The organism is Cohnella nanjingensis, assembly GCF_014212125.1.
Classification (GTDB): domain Bacteria; phylum Bacillota; class Bacilli; order Paenibacillales; family Paenibacillaceae; genus Cohnella; species Cohnella nanjingensis.
In genome coordinates, this window is sequence record NZ_JACJVP010000014.1 from 14,204 (window position 1) to 30,630 (window position 16,427).

The window sequence follows — 16,427 nt, forward strand, 5'->3', positions numbered from 1 at the left end:
ATTACTTTGCGGGGACCCCAAGTATTTTGCTTTGCTCCCTGCACGCGGAACGAACCCCATTTAGGGGTTCATCCCCCCCTTGGCCGGTTCCACCAAATAAAAAAAGCAACCTTTATCAGGTTGCGTTGAACGTTATTATTTGGTGGAGCCAGAACGGGGCATAACGATATCTTCATTAAATTTGCTGACGAAGCGAATTCGCCGTAGTAGAGCGCAGCGGTTGATTTCGATGCCGTGCTCGTCCGTTGAAGTTTATTTCAATGAAGTATTGCATCACTCCCTGCGCGCGGAACGAACCCCATTTAGGGGTTCATCACCCCCTTGGCCGGTTCCACCAAATAAAAAACGCAACCTTTATCAGATTGCGTTGAACGTTATTATTTGGTGGAGCCAGAACGGGGCATAACGATATCTTCATTGAACTTGCTGACGAAGCGAATTCGCCGAAGTAGAGCGCAGCGGTAGATATCGATGCCGTGCTCGTCCGTTGAAGTTTGTTTCAATGAAGTATTTCATCACTCCCTGCGCGCGGAACGAACCCCATTTAGGGGTTCATCACCCCCTTGGGCCGGTTCCACCAAACAACAAAAAACCACGTCCAGATGGACGTGGTAGGTGGTTGTTGTTTGGTGGAGCCAAGGGGGATCGAACCCCTGACCTCATCGCTGCCAGCGATGCGCTCTCCCAGCTGAGCTATGGCCCCAAGTGTCACTGGATCGTGACGACAAGAATGAGTGTATCACAGGAAAGAAGGTCATGTCAACGGGAATTTGAAGATATTTATGGAGCGCCGTTGCGGGCTATATGCCATGCTTTGAAATCAGATTATTCAGTTCCTTCAGGAACATATTAATGTCCTTGAACTGGCGGTACACGGAAGCGAAACGGACGTAAGCAACCTCGTCTACCGGGTACAGCTCCTCCATGCAGATCTCTCCGATAACGCGGCTCTCGACCTCGGCTTGGGCCGTGTTGCGAAGCTCCCGCTCGACGTTCGAGACGATGACCTCGAGCTGTCCTACGGACACCGGACGCTTCTCGCAGGCCCTCAGCAGGCCGCGCAGCACCTTGTCGCGGCTGAACTCTTCCCGTCCGCCATCCTTCTTAATGACGATCAACGGGGTCTCTTCGACCATCTCGAACGTGGTGAAGCGCCGACTGCATTGCTCGCATTCCCGGCGGCGACGGATGGACTTGTTCTCGTTCGCTGGCCGCGAATCCAGCACCTTCGTGCCGCCGTAATCACAAAATGGACATTTCACGCCTCTACCGCTCCTTCGCGCTTCGCGAACGCTTTTATTTTGCCAGACCTTCCCTTACATGAACCCCCGTATATCGCACATAATACGATTACCAACCGCAAGGAGGTGAACAACAATGGCAGCAGGAAACCGCAGCAGCAACCAACTGGTCGTCCCTCAAGCGAACGGTGCGCTGGACCAACTGAAGTATGAAGTGGCCCAAGAGCTGGGTATCGCGATCCCTCAGGACGGATACTTTGGCAACATGGTTACCCGTGAGACCGGCTCCATCGGGGGTCAAATCACGAAGCGTCTGGTTCAGATGGCCGAACAGCAACTTGCTGGTAAGTAATAAGCAATAAGCAATTTTCTCCACCTGAAGTATTAATTAACGGAGGCCTTGAAGCCGATACGCTTCAAGGCTTCTTATCCATTTTACCTGATTCGAGCCTGCCATCATACAGTTGCTTGTACTTTTTATGATAAAAGAGCACGCGCTGTACATAATGCCGGGTCTCCCCGTAAGGAATGTCGCGCAGCGTCTCTTCCTTGCCGTCCCAAGTTTTGCGTTCGAGCCACTGCCGGACTTTGCCCGGTCCCGCGTTGTAGGCTGCGAGCGTCTGAACGAGATCTCCTTTGAACTGCCGTTGGAGCTCCCTTACATACCACGTCCCAAGCCGGATGCCGGCATCCGCCCGCTCTCCCGCCTGTTGCACCGTCAACCCGTTGAAGTCGTCTTGCTTCAGGATCCAATCCGCCGTATCCGGCATGATCTGCATGATGCCGATGGCCCCTTTGGGCGAAACCGCTTGCGCCTTGAAATTCGATTCGACCCGGATGATCGCCGCGATCAGCAGCGGATCGACTTGATAGTGATCTGCGCTCCGATGAATCTCTTCCTCGTAGGAGATCGGGTAGATCATCCTGCCGATCCAGTCCGACCGGATGAAGAGAACGGCCAGCACGATGAGCAGCAGCGCCAGGAACCAGCGTTTGCGTCTGGGCCGCCGTTTCATCGGAGCCCCTTTTCCAGGCAGAAACGTTCCACTTGCTTCGCCGTCTCATCGAGTCCCGAACGGTTGTCGATGACGTAGTCGGCGCGCCTTCTTTTCTCTTCGATGTCCATCTGGGCGGAGAGCCGCTTGTCCGCTTCTTCCGCGGTCAGCCCGTCTCTCGCCATTAAACGCTGCAACTGAATATCACGCGGGACATATACGACCATGATCCCTTCATACAGCGCTTCTAGTCCCGATTCGTACAGCAGAGGAATATCCGCGACGACGAGCCGATCCGGTCGTTCGCGCTCCAACGCCTCGACCCGCTCCCGCATCACGGCCCGAATAGCGGGATGCGTGATCGCTTCCAATTCCTTGCGTTTGGCCGCATCCGCGAAGACGATCCGTCCCAGCTTGCGACGATCGAGCGTCCCGTCTTCCAGCAGGACCTCCGGCCCAAAATGAGCCGCGATCTGTGCCAAAGGGGCTTGTCCGGGTTCGACAATTTCCCGGGCAATTCGATCCGCATCTACAAGGGCCGCCCCCCGCTCGACAAGCAAGCGGGCGACGGTGCTCTTGCCGGTGGCGATCCCCCCGGTCAATCCGATGTTCAAAAGGCCACCTCTTCTCTACATCCGCTATAACAATTTGAATATGCCCATGAGGACCAGAATAATACCGGGCAGCACGGTAAGGCGATGGACCCATCGCATGCCCGCAACCAGGAATCCGACCCGCATCCCCGCCCACAGGAACGTCCCGCTGGCGGCAGCGATGAGGATGGCGGTCGGCGCCGGGGGAAATCCCACGAGCGCCGCGCCGATACCGGCCCCGAAGGCGTCCAGCGACAGCGCGAGTCCGAGCAGGAACGCCTCCCCCGCCGTGATGATGCCCGATCGGTCGACGTCGGCGGCGGACGGCGTCCGCAAAATCTGAATAATGATGCCTAGACGGCGAATCTCGAGCGTCAATACGGCTGCCCTGCCGTGCGGGGAGGAAGCGTCTTCCTCTCCTTTGCCGGCCTTACGCTCGGCGCTGTCGGCTTCTCCATGGCGGTTGCGCGCGAACTGGATGAGCGCCCAGATGCCGATGCCGATCAAGATCGCCGCGCCGATCGCCTTGGCGCCTTCAGGCGACATCCACCGCGCAATGAAGACGCCGACCAGCATAGCGACCAGGATGACAATCCCGGAGCAGCTCGCGATGATGGCGGCCGAGACGAGCGGAATCCGGATCTTGCGCAGGCCGTAAGTGATGCCGACGCCGAATCCGTCCAAGCTTACCGCGAACGCGAGGATCAACAATGATGCCAAATGTGCCAGCATTTCCGTTCCCCCTGCACGATGAAACGATGCCGACCGCCCGACTAGGGGATATCGACTCCGTTCATCCTATGCATGGAGAAGGGCGAATGCCCCGGATATCTTCATTCCGCCGACGCGTCGCCGTCGAGACGTCGCTTGACGGCGTTCTTCCCTCGGCCGCCTTGTCCGTACCGCTTCGAAGCCGCCGCGCTGGCCGAACTAGCGGGCTGGCTCGCGCCGCGCGGTGGCTTCTGGCAGCGCAGGCAGGCATGCGTGCCGCGGCCTCCTACGACCGTCTTCACGATCGGCTGTCCGCATTGCTCGCATGGCTCGCCCGTGCGGCCGTAAGCTTTGAGCCGGTGCTGGAACATCCCCATCTCGCCCTGTCCATTGACGTAGGACTTGATGGAGGAGCCTCCGGCATCGACCGCCGAGGCCAGCGTCGCCACGATCGCGGCATGCAGCCGGTCCTTGTCGGCACGCGAGAGCGCGTCGGCCGACCGCTCCGGATGAATGCCTGCCGCATATAACGCCTCGTCCACATATATATTCCCCAAGCCGACGATTATTTCTTGATTCAGGAGCAGCGGCTTGATCTTCGTCGTGCGCTTTCCGAGCGCCTGGCGGAACGCCTCCGGCGTGAACCCTTCACCCAGCGGCTCAAGGCCCAGCTTCTTCAGCGGAGGAGCGGCGAATTCCTCGCCCGGCGCGAACAAGTGCATCGTGCCGAACTGCCGGACGTCCGTATACCGGAGCTCCGTCCCGTCGGTGAAGCGGAAGATGACATGGGTATGTTTGTCCAAAGGCTCTCCTTCGCGATGGAGTCCGTATCTTCCTTCCATGCGCAAGTGCGACACCAGCACGAGCCCGTCCATGACGAGCCGCAAAAACTTGCCTCTCCGCTCTACCGACGTGAACGTCCGGCCTTCCAGCATGGCGGCAAAGGCAGGCGGATCGTCCGGCCGCTGCAATATTCTCGGCAAGCGCACGGTCACTTCGCTGATCGTCTTGCCGACGATCAGCTCCTGAAGCGTTCGCCGAACCGTCTCGACCTCCGGCAATTCCGGCATCGCTGTTCACCTCTTCTCTAGTTGGAAATGCATATCGCAAGGTCCTTGTCGACTGTGCGCGTAAAAGGAGGATACATCGTCTGAACGATTTATCTACCTTGCGTGCGTAAAGGGATGGTGCATCGTCTGAACGATCTATCTGCCTTGCATACGTAAAGGGATGGTGCATCGTCTGATCGATTTATCTGCCTTGCGTGCGTATAGGGATGGTGCATCGTCTGAACGACCCATTCGCCTTCATAGTTGCATGATACGTTCATTCCGCCCTTTACGAAGCTTTTGGACGACCTAGATGAACTTGTGATTGGGCCCGTTCCGAAGCTTTGGGAAGACGATTAGCTGCATTTGTACAACTTATTCTGCCCTAAGTGGGCATTTTGGAAGATTTAGTTGCATTTATACATCTTATTCGGCCGTTTCTCGCGTTTTGGCGGAAATACCGCAAAATAAGATGTACGTTTACAACTAATTGAAGCAAAACGGCCCGGATAGGCGAAATAAGTTGTACTTTTGCAGCATATTGGCATAAATCCGCCCAATCAGGCGAAATAAGTTGTACTTTTGCAGCATATTGGCATAAATCCGCCCAGTCAGGCGAATGAAGCCGTAGCTTTTGCAGCATATTGGCATAGATCCGCCCTGTCAGGCGAATTGAAGCCGTAGCTTTTGCAGCATATTGGCATAAATCCGCCCAGTCAGACGAATGAAGCCGTAACTTTTGCATCATATTGGCATAAATCCATTACCCAGTCAGGCGAATGAAGCCGCACTTTTGCAGCATATTGGCATAAATCCGCCCAGTCAGGCGAATGAAGCCGTAACTTTTGCAGCATATCGGCATAAATCCGCCCAGTCAGGCGCATGAAGCCGTAACTTTTGCAACATATTGGCATAAATCCGCCCAGTCAGACGAATGAAGCCGTATTTTTGCAACGGGTTGGGGTGGACAATCCCCCCCTTACTTCGCCTCGTACCAGTTGACGCCCGCGCTCACTTCGGCGAGCAGCGGCACGTCCAGCTGCAGCGCCTTGGACATCACGTCCGGCACCAGCTCGCGCATCGTGTCGAGCTCCTCCGGCGGCACCTCGAACACGAGCTCATCGTGTACCTGCAGCAGCATGCGGCTCTTCAGCCCGCGCTCGCGGAGCGCCTCGTCCATGCGCACCATCGCGAGCTTGATGACGTCGGCGGCCGTACCCTGGATCGGCGTGTTCATCGCCGTCCGCTCGGCGAACGAGCGCAGGTTGAAGTTCGAGGAGCGAATGTCCGGCAGATAGCGCCGGCGCTCCAGCAGCGTCTTGACGTAGCCGTCCCGCTTCGCCTGGTCCACGATATCGTCCATATAGCGGCGCACGCCCGGGAAGGCGTTGAAGTATTGTTCGATGAACGCGGCGGCTTCCTTCCGCGTGATGTGCAGGTTCTGCGACAGCCCGTAATCGCTGATGCCGTAGACGATGCCGAAGTTGACCGCCTTGGCCTGGCGCCGCATGTTGCCGTCCACCTGGTCGGCGGATACGCCGAACACGTCCATGGCCGTCTTCGTATGGACGTCCATCTCCTGGCGGAACGCTTCCTTCAGCCCTTCGTCGCCCGAGATATGCGCGAGCACGCGCAGCTCGATCTGCGAGTAGTCCGCCGCCAGGATGCGCCAGCCCGGCTCCGAAGGCACGAACGCCTTGCGGATCTGCCGGCCCTCCTCCATCCGGATCGGGATGTTCTGCAGGTTCGGGAACTGGCTGCTCAGCCGCCCCGTCGCCGCGATCGTCTGCCGGTAAAACGTGTGGATCTTGCCGTCCTCGGGACGGATCTCCTTCAGCAGCCCTTCGATATAGGTCGATTGAAGCTTCGTCAATTGGCGATAATGAAGAATGAGCCGCACGATCTCATGGTAGGGCTCGAGCTTCTCGAGCACTTCCGCGTCGGTCGAGTAGCCGGTCTTCGTCTTCTTGACGACGGGCAGGGCGAGCTTCTCGAACAGCACGTCGCCGAGCTGCTTCGTCGAGCCGATATTGAACTCGAAGCCCGCGAGCCGGTAGATCTCCGCGGTCGTCTGCTCGATGCGTCCCTGGAACTCCTTGCCCAGCTCTTCGAGCGCGCTCGCCTCTACGACGATCCCCTGCTTCTCCATGCCGGCCAGGATGACGGCCAGCGGCTGCTCCAGCTCGTAGTAGAGCCGCCGCATTCCCGCGTCTTCCAGCGCCTCCGCGAGCGGACCCGCGAGCCGTCGGACCGCATCCGCCTTGGCCGCCAGATGCGCGGCCAGCGCCTCCTCGTCCGGCACGCGGAACTTCGCGCCCTTGCCGTAGACGGCCTCGTCCGGCTGCACGCCGGACAGTCCGTAACGGGACAGCAGTCCCGTCAGCGACGGATCGGCCTCCGTCGGATCGAGCAGATAGGCGGCCAGCTGCACGCAGAACGTCTGGCCCCGCAGCTCCACGCCGCTGCGCGCGAGCACGAGCTCCGAGCGGTGCAGATCATAGCCGCGCTTCTCGGCGTCCGCGTCCGCCAGCCACGCTCTCAACGGCCCCGCATCCGGCTCGCCAAGCCGCGCGTAAGGCACGACGAATACTTGCTCGCCGCTGACGACCGCCAGTCCGATCCCTTCGGTCTGATGCGGATTGTCTCCGTTCGCCTCGACGAGCAGCGCTTCCGCCGCCGGCAGCGCGTCAGCCAGCGCGGCCCACTCGTCCGCTCCGCGCACGAGTACCGCTTCATAGACAGGCGCGGCGGCGCCGGTCTCCGCGTCGTCTCCGGCGACGCTGCCGGACAGATCCAGCCGTTCGATGAGCGATTTGAACTCCAGCTTCCGCAGCGCGGCGGCCAGCGCGGACGCGTCGTAGCCCCGCCAAGCCAAGTCCGTCCATTGCTGCTCGAGCGGCACTTCACGGAAGATGGTCGCCAGCTCCTTGCTCATCCGCGCGGAGTCCTCATGGCCGCGGACGTTCTCTCCGAGCTTGCCCTTGATCTCGCCGCCGTGCGCCAGCACTTCTTCGACGGTGCCGTATTCGGCCAGTAGCTTCAGCGCGGTTTTCTCTCCCACGCCGGGAATGCCGGGGATATTGTCCGACGAATCGCCCATGAGCCCCTTTAAGTCCACGATCTGGGCAGGCGTCAGCCCGTACTTCTCCGCGATCTCTTCCGGCGCGTAGCGCTCCGTCTCGCTCACGCCCTTGCGGGTTAGCAGCACGGTGACTTGATCCGACGCGAGCTGGAGCATGTCCTTGTCGCCCGAGACGACGACGGCCGTCTGACCTTGCTCCTCCGCCCGCCGCGTCAACGTGCCGATGATATCGTCCGCCTCGTAGCCCGGAAGCTCGAACTGCGGCACCGAGAACGCCCGGAGCAGCTCCTTCAGCAGCGGGAACTGTTCGGACAGCTCCGGCGGCGTCTTCTGGCGTCCGCCCTTGTACTCCGCGTAGCCTTCGTGGCGGAACACCGTCTTGCCCGCGTCGAACGCCACCAGCAGGTGCGACGGCTTCTCCTCTTCCAGTACCTTCAGCAGCATCGTCGTGAAGCCGAACACCGCATTGGTGTGCATGCCGCTGCTGTTCGTCAGCGGCGGCATCGCGTAGAATGCGCGATTAATGATGCTGTTGCCGTCGATGAGCAGCAGCTTGTCCGTTCCGCTCTCGCTTGCGTTCGCAATCGTCTTTTCGTTGGCCATCGTTATCGATCCACCCCATCCGGCAGCTTCTTATAGTTAGAAACATCATAACATATCCCCGCCCGCCGAGGCGACGCCTGCCGGCAACACCCGGTATTTCCCTGGACCGCTTGGGGCGCCTGCGGACGAATCTCGGCGATATTAGGACGACAGAAGCGGAACCTTTGTCCCCTTTTCGCGTTCAAACCTAGAGGATCGTTGGATGGAAAGGAAGATTCGGATGAGAAAAGCGCTTTACGTCTTTATCGGCATCATGATCGGCACCGTCATCAGCTTCGGCATTGGCGCCAGCCGAGGAAAATTCGACAGCTTGATCGGCAAAGGGGTTCAGAGCGAACGGGAGCTGTTGTACGGCGGCGAGACCGTCGGCACCGCGGTCGTCATCGACGGCACGACCTATGCGCCGCTGCGGGCGCTGGGGGAACGCCTCGGGCTGAAGATCGACTTCGGCATTGATCAAGTCGTCATGGATGCGGTGAACCTGACGCTCGAAAGGCCGAAAAGTCTGACGCCGGACAAAGTCGAGGCCAACATCGCCATGCTGTCGCAGCGGCTGAACGAGCTGCTGAGCGAGATGGACGGGGGAACCGTCAGCAAGTCCCAGCAAATGAACCTGGCAAACGTGCGATTGTACCTCGCCATGTACGAGAAGTGGAAGCTGGAGCTTCAGGGCGTGCCGTCCGCCACGGTATCCTCGTCGTAATATTAAGGAGATCTTAAGCCCTTCCGCAAATGGGTTATGCTATATTGGCCTTGACGGCGGAGGCTTCGCACCCGACCGGAGAACTTATGGAACTGTCCCGAATCAGGAGGTACCGATGTCCGCAAGAGAGACGATCCTGCTCGTCGACGACGAGCGAGAAATTGTGAAGCTAATGGAGATCTACTTCAAGAACGAAGGCTATCGGCTCTTGCAAGCCTCCGACGGCCTGGAAGCGTTGGAGCTGCTGCAGGCGAACGAAGTGGACCTCATCATCCTGGACGTCATGATGCCCCGCATGGACGGGATCGAGGCGTGCATGCGCATCCGCGAGGCGCGCGACACCCCGATCATCATGCTGTCGGCGAAGAGCCAGGATATCGACAAGATCGCCGGCCTCAGCATCGGCGCCGACGACTATGTCACCAAGCCGTTCAACCCGCTGGAGCTGATGGCGCGCGTGAAGTCTCAGCTTCGCCGCTACAAGCGGTTCGGCAATCGCCCGATCGAGACCCGCGACGAGATTCAGATCGACGATCTCGTCATTAATTTCGCCACGCATACCGTTACCGTAGACCAGCAGGAAGTAAAGCTCACCCCCCGCGAATTCGCCATCCTGAAGCTCCTGGCCGTCAACCGCGGCATCGTGCTCAGCATGGACAAGATCTATGAAGAGGTGTGGAACGAGCCGTTCATGGAGTCGAAGAATACGGTCATGGTCCATATCCGCAAGATCCGCGAGAAGATCGAACGAGATCCCCAGCATCCGCGCTACATCAAGACGGTATGGGGCATCGGCTACAAGATGGAACCAAACTGAAGGGACGGAGGGCGTCCGCATGCGGCTTAAATGGCTTTACTCCTTACGCACGAAGTTCCTTCTGTACGGCGTGTCCAGCGCGGCCCTGACGGTCGCGCTGCTGCTGATCGGCCGTCAGCTCGCCAACTACCTCATCGGCTATCCGCCCTTCATCCCGCTCCTTCGATGGATTATTAACCATATCGGCTCCGTGCCGGCGATGACGGTGACCGGGCTAGCCGTATTCCTGGCGCTGTTCTTCATGTTCAGCATGAGCACGATCCGCTATCTGGAAGAGATCGACGGCGCGCTCCGGGACATCGGCGAAGGGCGGCTCGACTACGAGATCGCGGTCCGCACTTCCGACGAGCTGGGCCAGATCGCGCGGAGCGTGAACCGGATGACCGGCGAGCTGACCGCCTACCTGGCGAAGATCACGAGCGGTCTCGAGGAGATCGCCGAAGGGCGGTTCGACCGCGCCATCCCCGTCGAGTCCGGCGAGCTCGCGAAGGTCGCCGACAGCATCAACCGGATGGCCGCGCAGCTCGACCGCTCGATTCAGGAGGAGCGCAACGCGGAGAAGTCGAAGAACGACCTGATCACCGGCGTCTCCCACGACCTGCGCACGCCGCTCACCTCCATCCTCGGCTTCCTCGAAGTGATCGAGCAGGACCGCTACCAGGACGAGGTAGAGCTGCGGCACTACGTGAATATCGCCTACGGGAAGGCCATTTCCTTGAAAAAACTGATCGAGGATCTGTTCGAATATACGCGCATCAACAACGGTCAGCCGCTGCGTCTGGCCGAGCTCGATCTCGTCGGCTTCCTCCGGCAGCTCGCGGAGGAATTCGTCCCGAGCCTGGAGCAGGCGGGGATGAGCTGCCGGGTAGCCGCGCCGGACGAACCGGTTCCGATCCTCGCGGACGGCGACCTGCTCGTCCGCAGCTTCGAGAATCTGATCTCCAACGCGATTCAATACGGACGCGAAGGCCGGTACGTGGACGTCGCGATCGGCCGCGAGGAGGATCAGGCGGTCGTCCGCGTCATCAACTACGGCGCGCCGATCCCGCAGCGCGACCTCCCCTTCATCTTCGACCGCTTCTACCGCGTCGAGCGTTCCCGCTCCAAAGAGACCGGCGGCACCGGCCTGGGGCTTGCGATCTCCAAGAGCATCGTCGAGGTGCACGGCGGCCGGATCACGGCCCGGAGCGACCGCGAGCAGACCGCGTTCGAGGCCCGATTCCCGCTTGCGCTGTCTTCATGACCCTATACGCATCGCCAACGTCAACGCTATCGCCTAGCGACTCTCCGATCCGGAGGGTCGTTTTTTTGTCGAAGCGGCAGCGATTGTTGCCCGGGAACCGGGACCGGGTCTGCAAGGATTTGCAGCGCTCTCTTCCTTCCCGCACTCCCTCTCGGATTGATAAGCAATTGATAAGCTTTTGTTAAGAACTGCCCAACGCGGTTGTTAAGTTTTGCCCTCTATAATGCTATCCAATGGGAATCGCGCCCCGGCGCGCGCTCGAACCGCGAAGCGGCCGAGCGGCGCGAAACGCGGACAGCAGGAGAGGAGTTCGACATTGCCATGTTCATCGCTACGTTCAAAGCCGGCGCCGGACGCAGAAGCCGCTGGCACCTGGCGGTTCTGGCCGCCATCATCGTCCTGGCCGCCTATCTGAGATTCGACTTCGTCGCGTCCGTCGCGCACAAAGTGTCGCACGACACGATCAACTACGACATTATGGTTCGCCAGTTGCTCGAGAAAGGCATCTACGCCTACAAAGATACGGAGCCGAACGCCCAGGTCACCCCCGGCTATCCGCTCCTCATGGCCGCGGTCTACGAGGCCGTCGATTACAAGCACCACGATCCCTATCCGGCAATCCGATATCTGCAAGTGCTCATGAGCGTCGCGACGGTCTATCTGATCTATCTGCTCGCCCGCAAGCTCGGCGGACAGGCCGTCGGATGGATCGCCGCCCTCGCGGCCGCCATCTATCCGCCCTTCGTCTGGACGACCGGCGCGATCCTGACGGAGACGATGGCCGCGCTGTTCTTCACCCTCTACGTGTATCTCCAGCTGCTCGTCTTCGAGCGGCGCACCTGGCTGTCCGCGCTGCTCGCCGGGCTCGCGATGGGGGTGACCGTCCTGACGCGCTCCGAGTTCCTCATCCTGATCGGCGCCAGCTACGTCTTCCTGTGGCTGTGGAAACGCGACTTCGTCGGCACGCTGAAACTGCTCGCCTGCACGGTCCTGGGAGCCGCCGTCGTGCTCTCCCCCTGGGTGATCCGCAACGCGGTCACGCTGCACGAGCTGGTCGTCGCCTCCACGCAGGTCAATCCGTTCGCCGCGGGCACCTATCCGAACAAGAACTACGAGGACGGCCTCGTCGACCGGCACGGCAAGACGCAGATGGAAGTCGCGAAGGAGCGGCTGCGCGTGGGCTTCTCGGAGCACACCTGGACGTTCGTCAAATGGTATACGGTCGGCAAGCTCAAATATATCTACGGCGGCATGTTCTTCGGCAGCGGACACAGTCCGATCTATCCGGTCATTCCGATGCGGGGCGCCTACCATCTCGGCATCGTCGGGATGGGCGTCGTGTCGATCCTGGCGCTGGCGCGCAGATGGAGACAGCCGGCCGCGCTGCTGGCGGTCCTGCTCGTCGTCATCTCGGCGACGCGGCTCGCGTTCGTGCCGGAATACCGCTACAACTTCACGGCGATGCCGCTGTTCATCGTGATCGACGTCCTCGTCGGGGCGGCGATCGTGAAGGCGCTGGTTAGCTTGAGGCGGCCGAAGCCGGCCGCCGCATCCGAGACAAGGGGGAATGCGGGATGAGTCGAGAGGTTCTGATCATCGTACCTGCCTACAACGAAGCCGAAGGCATCCGGCGCGTCGTCGCCTGGATCCGGGACGCCGTCCCGTACGCCGACATCCTGGTCGTGAACGACGGCTCCACCGACGAGACGGGCGCCTTGGCGGCGCAAGAAGGCGCGCTGGTGGCGAATTTGAGCAACAACCTGGGTATCGGAGGCGCCGTTCAGACGGGTTACCGGTACGCGGCCGCCAACGGATACAAGTATGCCGCGCAGATGGACGGCGACGGCCAGCACAATCCGGCGGACTTCGCCGCGATGCTGCTCGCCCTGCGGGAGAGCGGGGCCGACATGGTCGTCGGCTCGCGCTTCGTGACGAAGATGGGCTTCCAATCGACGCTCGCGCGGCGTATCGGCATCGAGGTGCTCTCCCGCCTGCTCACCGGACTGCTCCGCCGCAAGGTCACCGACCCGACATCGGGCTACCGGCTCTGCAACGCGCGGGCGATCTCGCTGTTCGCGTGGGATTACCCGACCGACTACCCGGAGGTCGAAGCGCTCGTCCTGCTCGACAACCACGGATTAACGTTCCGGGAAATCCCGGTCGTCATGAACGAACGGCTCGCGGGCACTTCCAGCATCTCCGCGTTCAAGTCCGTTTACTACATGATCAAAGTCATCTTGGCCGTCCTCATCACCAAGACCAAGAAGCGGAAATGGAGAATGGGCTATGAAGCTTGATATCTTCACGATCAGCTTTGTCATCAGCATCGGCTTCACCGCCTCGATCCTGTACCTGATCCGGGCGCGGAAGCTCAAGGAGCAGTACGCCATGCTCTGGCTGCTGTTGGGCCTCGTCATGACGGTGCTCTCGCTCTTCCCTTCCTTGCTGGACAAGGTCGCGTCGGGCATCGGCGTCTCGTATGCGCCTTCGCTGCTCTATCTGTTCGGCCTCGCCGGCGTGCTGTTCATCCTGCTCCATCTGACGATGGCCGTCTCCTCGCTCGCCCAGCGCGTCATCGTCTTGACGCAGACCGTGGCGCTGCAGGAGCAGCGGCTGGCACAGGGCTTCCCCGAAGCGGCTGCCGGTCTAGATCCTGCGGCGGACGCGGCGGAAGGCGGGGATCGCTGATGGTCGTCTCCTACGCGCTGCTGCTGCTCAATATCGGGCTGCTCGTCCTGGGCCAGATCGTCTGGAAGACGGGTCTGGACCGTGCGGGCGGCCTTACGCTTCACAATCTGCTGCCCACGCTGACTTCCCCGCTCATCCTGCTGGGCGTGGCGCTGTACGGCGTCGCGACGGTCGTCTGGCTCGCCGTGCTCTCGCGCTTGCCGCTCAGCACCGCGTACCCGCTGCAGAGTCTCGCTTACGTGCTCGGCATCCTGATCGCCTGGGGCGTATTCCAAGAGACCGTCCCGCTCACGCGCTGGATCGGAGCGGGCATCATCGTCATCGGCGTCGTCGTCGTCGCCTACAAATAACACGGTTCCCTTAGGAGGAAGCATGACCATCCATTGGAAAAAACCGGCGCTTGCCGCCGCGATCGCACTCGCCGCCACCACTTCGACGCTCCCCGCATACGCTGCGCCCGGAGATCCCGCCCTCCCTGTCGTTTCCGCCTCAACCGAAGCACCTCCGGCGTCCGCCCTGCTCGCCGCTTCTTCTGCTGCGCCTACGCCCGCCGATGCCAAGACGCCGGCCGAGCCGGCCGCATCTTCGGATTCCGCCAATTCTCCGGCGTCTAACGATTCGACTCCGTCTGCCGATCCTGCTTCGTCTGCCGGTCCGCCCGCATCGGCGGACCCCGCAGCCGCGGATCCGACAACGCCGGCCGCCCGGCTCCTCCCGCCTGCCCCCGTCGGCGAACTCATCCTTCATCTGAACAGCGCCGCGATGGAGCAAGGCGGCAAATCCTACAAAGCCGCGCGCCCGCTCGTCGTCAAGAAAGGGGTCACCTACGCCGCCCTCCGCGCCCTGAGCGACCGGATCGGCGCTTCGATCCAGAACGACGCCAAGGCGAAGGAGACGATCGTCCGCTTCGGAGCCGCCGAGCTGCGGCTCAAGGCGGGCAGCGCAGTCTATCGCCTGAACGGCGTGCAGGGCAAGCTGGCTGGCGCCGCGTACGACGATCGCGGCGCGCTGATGGTCCCCTTGGTCTCCTTTGCGCAAGCCCTGAAGATTCCGTACACGGTCCTGTCGAAGGAAAAGCAGATCGTGCTGAAGCCCCAACTTAAGCCGACGGCTTCCTTTACGATTCAGAAAGGCGAGATCGTCGCCGGCGAGACGCAGATCGTCTACGAGACGCAGGCGAAATCCCCGAACGGGCTCGCCATCGCGGACGAGCGCTGGGAGGGCCGCCAGGACGTCTTCGCCGAGCCGGGCAGCTACAAGGTCAGCTACAGCGTCCAGGACGCCGCGGGCGTATGGAGCGATCCCTACGCGCTCACGATCCGCGTCGTCGCGCCGAACATCCCGCCCGTGGCCCAGTTCGCGACGGACAAAGATACATACCGCATGGGGGAGCCGATCGCGTTCACGGATACGAGCTCCGATGCGGACGGGCAGATCGTGAGCCGGCAGTGGACAAACAACAGGATGGCTTTCTTCGAACCGGGGGACGTCACGGTGCAGCTCACCGTGACGGACGATCGGGGAGGGGTATCGGAATACTCGAAGACGCTGACGATCACGAACGAGACGCTGTACGCGCGGGACGAGTTCAACAAGCTGTTCACCCCGACCGGCGCGAACTACGCGATCGACGGGTCGGCGGTCCGGAATCTCGAAGCGCTGCCTTATACGTATACCACCGAGCCGACGACGCTCTTCCGCAGCAGCGGACCCGAGTCGGTGACGACGGACGGCATCCTCTATCAGGACACGATCGCGGGCAACACCCGGTTCATGCTCCACCACAAGAACAAGACCGGCCGGGATGCCAAGCTCTACCTGATCGCCAAAAATCCGGGGAGCGCGGAAGCGCATCTGCAGGCGACCGCCGACGGCATGGCGGGCCCGTCTCCGTTCCCCGAAGTGGCGGGCCGGATGTCCGTCGCGCGTTTCTTCGATTCCAAAGCAGCCGGCGGCATGCCGAAGACGCTTGCGCTCGCGCCCGGCGAGAGCAAGCTGATCTATGCCGATCTGAGCGCGAAGCCGATGAAGCAGGACGATATCATCACGTTCCACGGCGAGGTCGAGAGCGATTCGGCGATCCAGTATTCGGCGGTGCTGGTCGAAGCGAGCCGCGATCCGATCGCGGCGCTCGCAAGCTTGCCTCCGCTGGACCCGAACCAGTCGATCGTGCGGGGAACGTTCGCGGACGCGACGCGCGTATTCGATTACGCGGAGGTCGTCGGCGCCCGGCCGGCGAAGCTCTCGCTCACGGACAACGCGGCGGATCCGTTCCAGCAAGGGACGGACGGCATGAAGGGGACGCCGGCCCTGAACTCCGGCAACTATGGGGTGCTGTACAAGGTCGTCCTCCGGCACGTGGCGCCCCGGACGCTCATCTCGTTCAATCCGCGCGGCGGCTTGTTCGCCGGGGCGGCGCTCGTGAACGGCAAGACCGTCAGCTTCGCCCATCTCGGCATGTCCGAAGCGACGAATCAGGCCAGCGTGCTGTACCGCACCGGCGACGCCGAGGAGACCGTCGAGATTCAGATCACGCCGGCCGCGGGCAGCAATCTGCCCTTCTGTCTCTTGTTCACGCCGCTGCCGGCGCTGCGGACTTAACCGCCTGCGCTCGTCCAGCACGCGCATCGCTCGGCAATGGGCCATCCCGCAGGCTTACGCCTCTGCCGCGCTTCGCTCACCCGCTGGCCATGCCGTGCTCC

Annotated in this window: 15 protein-coding genes and 1 tRNA gene; 9 read left to right on the forward strand and 7 right to left on the reverse strand. The window is 61.2% G+C overall.

Features of this window, described 5'->3' with window-relative positions; all coding sequences use genetic code 11:
* Window positions 1-627: 627 nt before the first annotated feature.
* A tRNA-Ala gene (locus H7C19_RS09850) sits at window positions 628-703 on the reverse strand.
* A gap of 97 nt (window positions 704-800) precedes the next feature.
* Entirely contained in the window at window positions 801-1,262 is a 462-nt protein-coding gene (gene nrdR / locus H7C19_RS09855; protein ID WP_185142482.1) for a transcriptional regulator NrdR, read from the reverse strand.
* 115 nt (window positions 1,263-1,377) lie between these two features.
* On the opposite strand from nrdR, the gene H7C19_RS09860 reads away from it, so the two are divergent.
* On the forward strand, window positions 1,378-1,593 hold the full coding sequence (locus H7C19_RS09860; protein WP_185142483.1) for an alpha/beta-type small acid-soluble spore protein: 216 nt from the start codon (window positions 1,378-1,380) through the stop codon (window positions 1,591-1,593).
* A 64-nt stretch (window positions 1,594-1,657) separates the two neighbouring features.
* Here the strand turns inward: H7C19_RS09860 and H7C19_RS09865 are convergent, their stop codons facing one another.
* From H7C19_RS09865 to polA, 5 genes are all read right to left on the reverse strand, one after another.
* Window positions 1,658-2,257 (reverse strand): lytic transglycosylase domain-containing protein, encoded by a 600-nt coding sequence (locus tag H7C19_RS09865; protein ID WP_185142484.1) that lies wholly within the window; start codon window positions 2,255-2,257, stop codon window positions 1,658-1,660.
* The gene (gene coaE / locus H7C19_RS09870) at window positions 2,254-2,850 is read right to left on the reverse strand and encodes a dephospho-CoA kinase (protein ID WP_185142485.1); all 597 of its coding nucleotides are present in this window, start codon (window positions 2,848-2,850) and stop codon (window positions 2,254-2,256) included. The genes H7C19_RS09865 and coaE overlap by 4 nt, the downstream gene beginning before the upstream one ends.
* 24 nt (window positions 2,851-2,874) lie before the next feature.
* On the reverse strand, window positions 2,875-3,561 hold the full coding sequence (gene ytaF / locus H7C19_RS09875) for a sporulation membrane protein YtaF (RefSeq protein ID WP_185142486.1): 687 nt from the start codon (window positions 3,559-3,561) through the stop codon (window positions 2,875-2,877).
* A gap of 101 nt (window positions 3,562-3,662) precedes the next feature.
* Window positions 3,663-4,610 carry a DNA-formamidopyrimidine glycosylase gene (gene mutM / locus H7C19_RS09880; RefSeq protein WP_185142487.1) on the reverse strand — a complete coding sequence of 316 codons (948 nt, stop codon included), beginning with the start codon at window positions 4,608-4,610 and terminating at the stop codon, window positions 3,663-3,665.
* 958 nt (window positions 4,611-5,568) lie between these two features.
* On the reverse strand, window positions 5,569-8,274 hold the full coding sequence (gene polA, locus H7C19_RS09885; RefSeq protein ID WP_185142488.1) for a DNA polymerase I: 2,706 nt from the start codon (window positions 8,272-8,274) through the stop codon (window positions 5,569-5,571).
* 220 nt (window positions 8,275-8,494) lie between these two features.
* Here polA and H7C19_RS09890 point away from each other — a divergent pair, with 220 nt between their 5' ends.
* The 8 genes from H7C19_RS09890 to H7C19_RS09925 all read left to right on the forward strand — a co-directional run bounded on the left by H7C19_RS09890 (window position 8,495) and on the right by H7C19_RS09925 (window position 16,326).
* Window positions 8,495-8,977, forward strand: coding sequence for a hypothetical protein (locus H7C19_RS09890; RefSeq protein ID WP_185142489.1), 483 nt, complete (start codon window positions 8,495-8,497; stop codon window positions 8,975-8,977).
* Window positions 8,978-9,092: 115 nt separating this feature from the next.
* The gene (locus H7C19_RS09895) at window positions 9,093-9,794 is read left to right on the forward strand and encodes a response regulator transcription factor (RefSeq protein ID WP_185142490.1); all 702 of its coding nucleotides are present in this window, start codon (window positions 9,093-9,095) and stop codon (window positions 9,792-9,794) included.
* A gap of 19 nt (window positions 9,795-9,813) precedes the next feature.
* Window positions 9,814-11,037, forward strand: coding sequence for a sensor histidine kinase (locus H7C19_RS09900; protein ID WP_185142491.1), 1,224 nt, complete (start codon window positions 9,814-9,816; stop codon window positions 11,035-11,037).
* 321 nt (window positions 11,038-11,358) lie between these two features.
* The gene (locus H7C19_RS09905) at window positions 11,359-12,615 is read left to right on the forward strand and encodes an ArnT family glycosyltransferase (protein ID WP_185142492.1); all 1,257 of its coding nucleotides are present in this window, start codon (window positions 11,359-11,361) and stop codon (window positions 12,613-12,615) included.
* Window positions 12,612-13,334, forward strand: coding sequence for a glycosyltransferase family 2 protein (locus H7C19_RS09910; RefSeq protein WP_185142493.1), 723 nt, complete (start codon window positions 12,612-12,614; stop codon window positions 13,332-13,334). The genes H7C19_RS09905 and H7C19_RS09910 overlap by 4 nt, the downstream gene beginning before the upstream one ends.
* Window positions 13,324-13,725: a DUF2304 domain-containing protein gene (locus tag H7C19_RS09915; RefSeq protein WP_185142494.1), complete on the forward strand. Its 402-nt coding sequence runs from the start codon at window positions 13,324-13,326 to the stop codon at window positions 13,723-13,725. Before H7C19_RS09910 ends, H7C19_RS09915 begins: the two co-directional genes overlap by 11 nt.
* The gene (locus H7C19_RS09920; RefSeq protein ID WP_185142495.1) at window positions 13,725-14,075 is read left to right on the forward strand and encodes an EamA family transporter; all 351 of its coding nucleotides are present in this window, start codon (window positions 13,725-13,727) and stop codon (window positions 14,073-14,075) included. The genes H7C19_RS09915 and H7C19_RS09920 overlap by 1 nt, the downstream gene beginning before the upstream one ends.
* A gap of 22 nt (window positions 14,076-14,097) precedes the next feature.
* Window positions 14,098-16,326 (forward strand): stalk domain-containing protein, encoded by a 2,229-nt coding sequence (locus tag H7C19_RS09925; protein ID WP_185142496.1) that lies wholly within the window; start codon window positions 14,098-14,100, stop codon window positions 16,324-16,326.
* Window positions 16,327-16,427 lie beyond the last annotated feature (101 nt).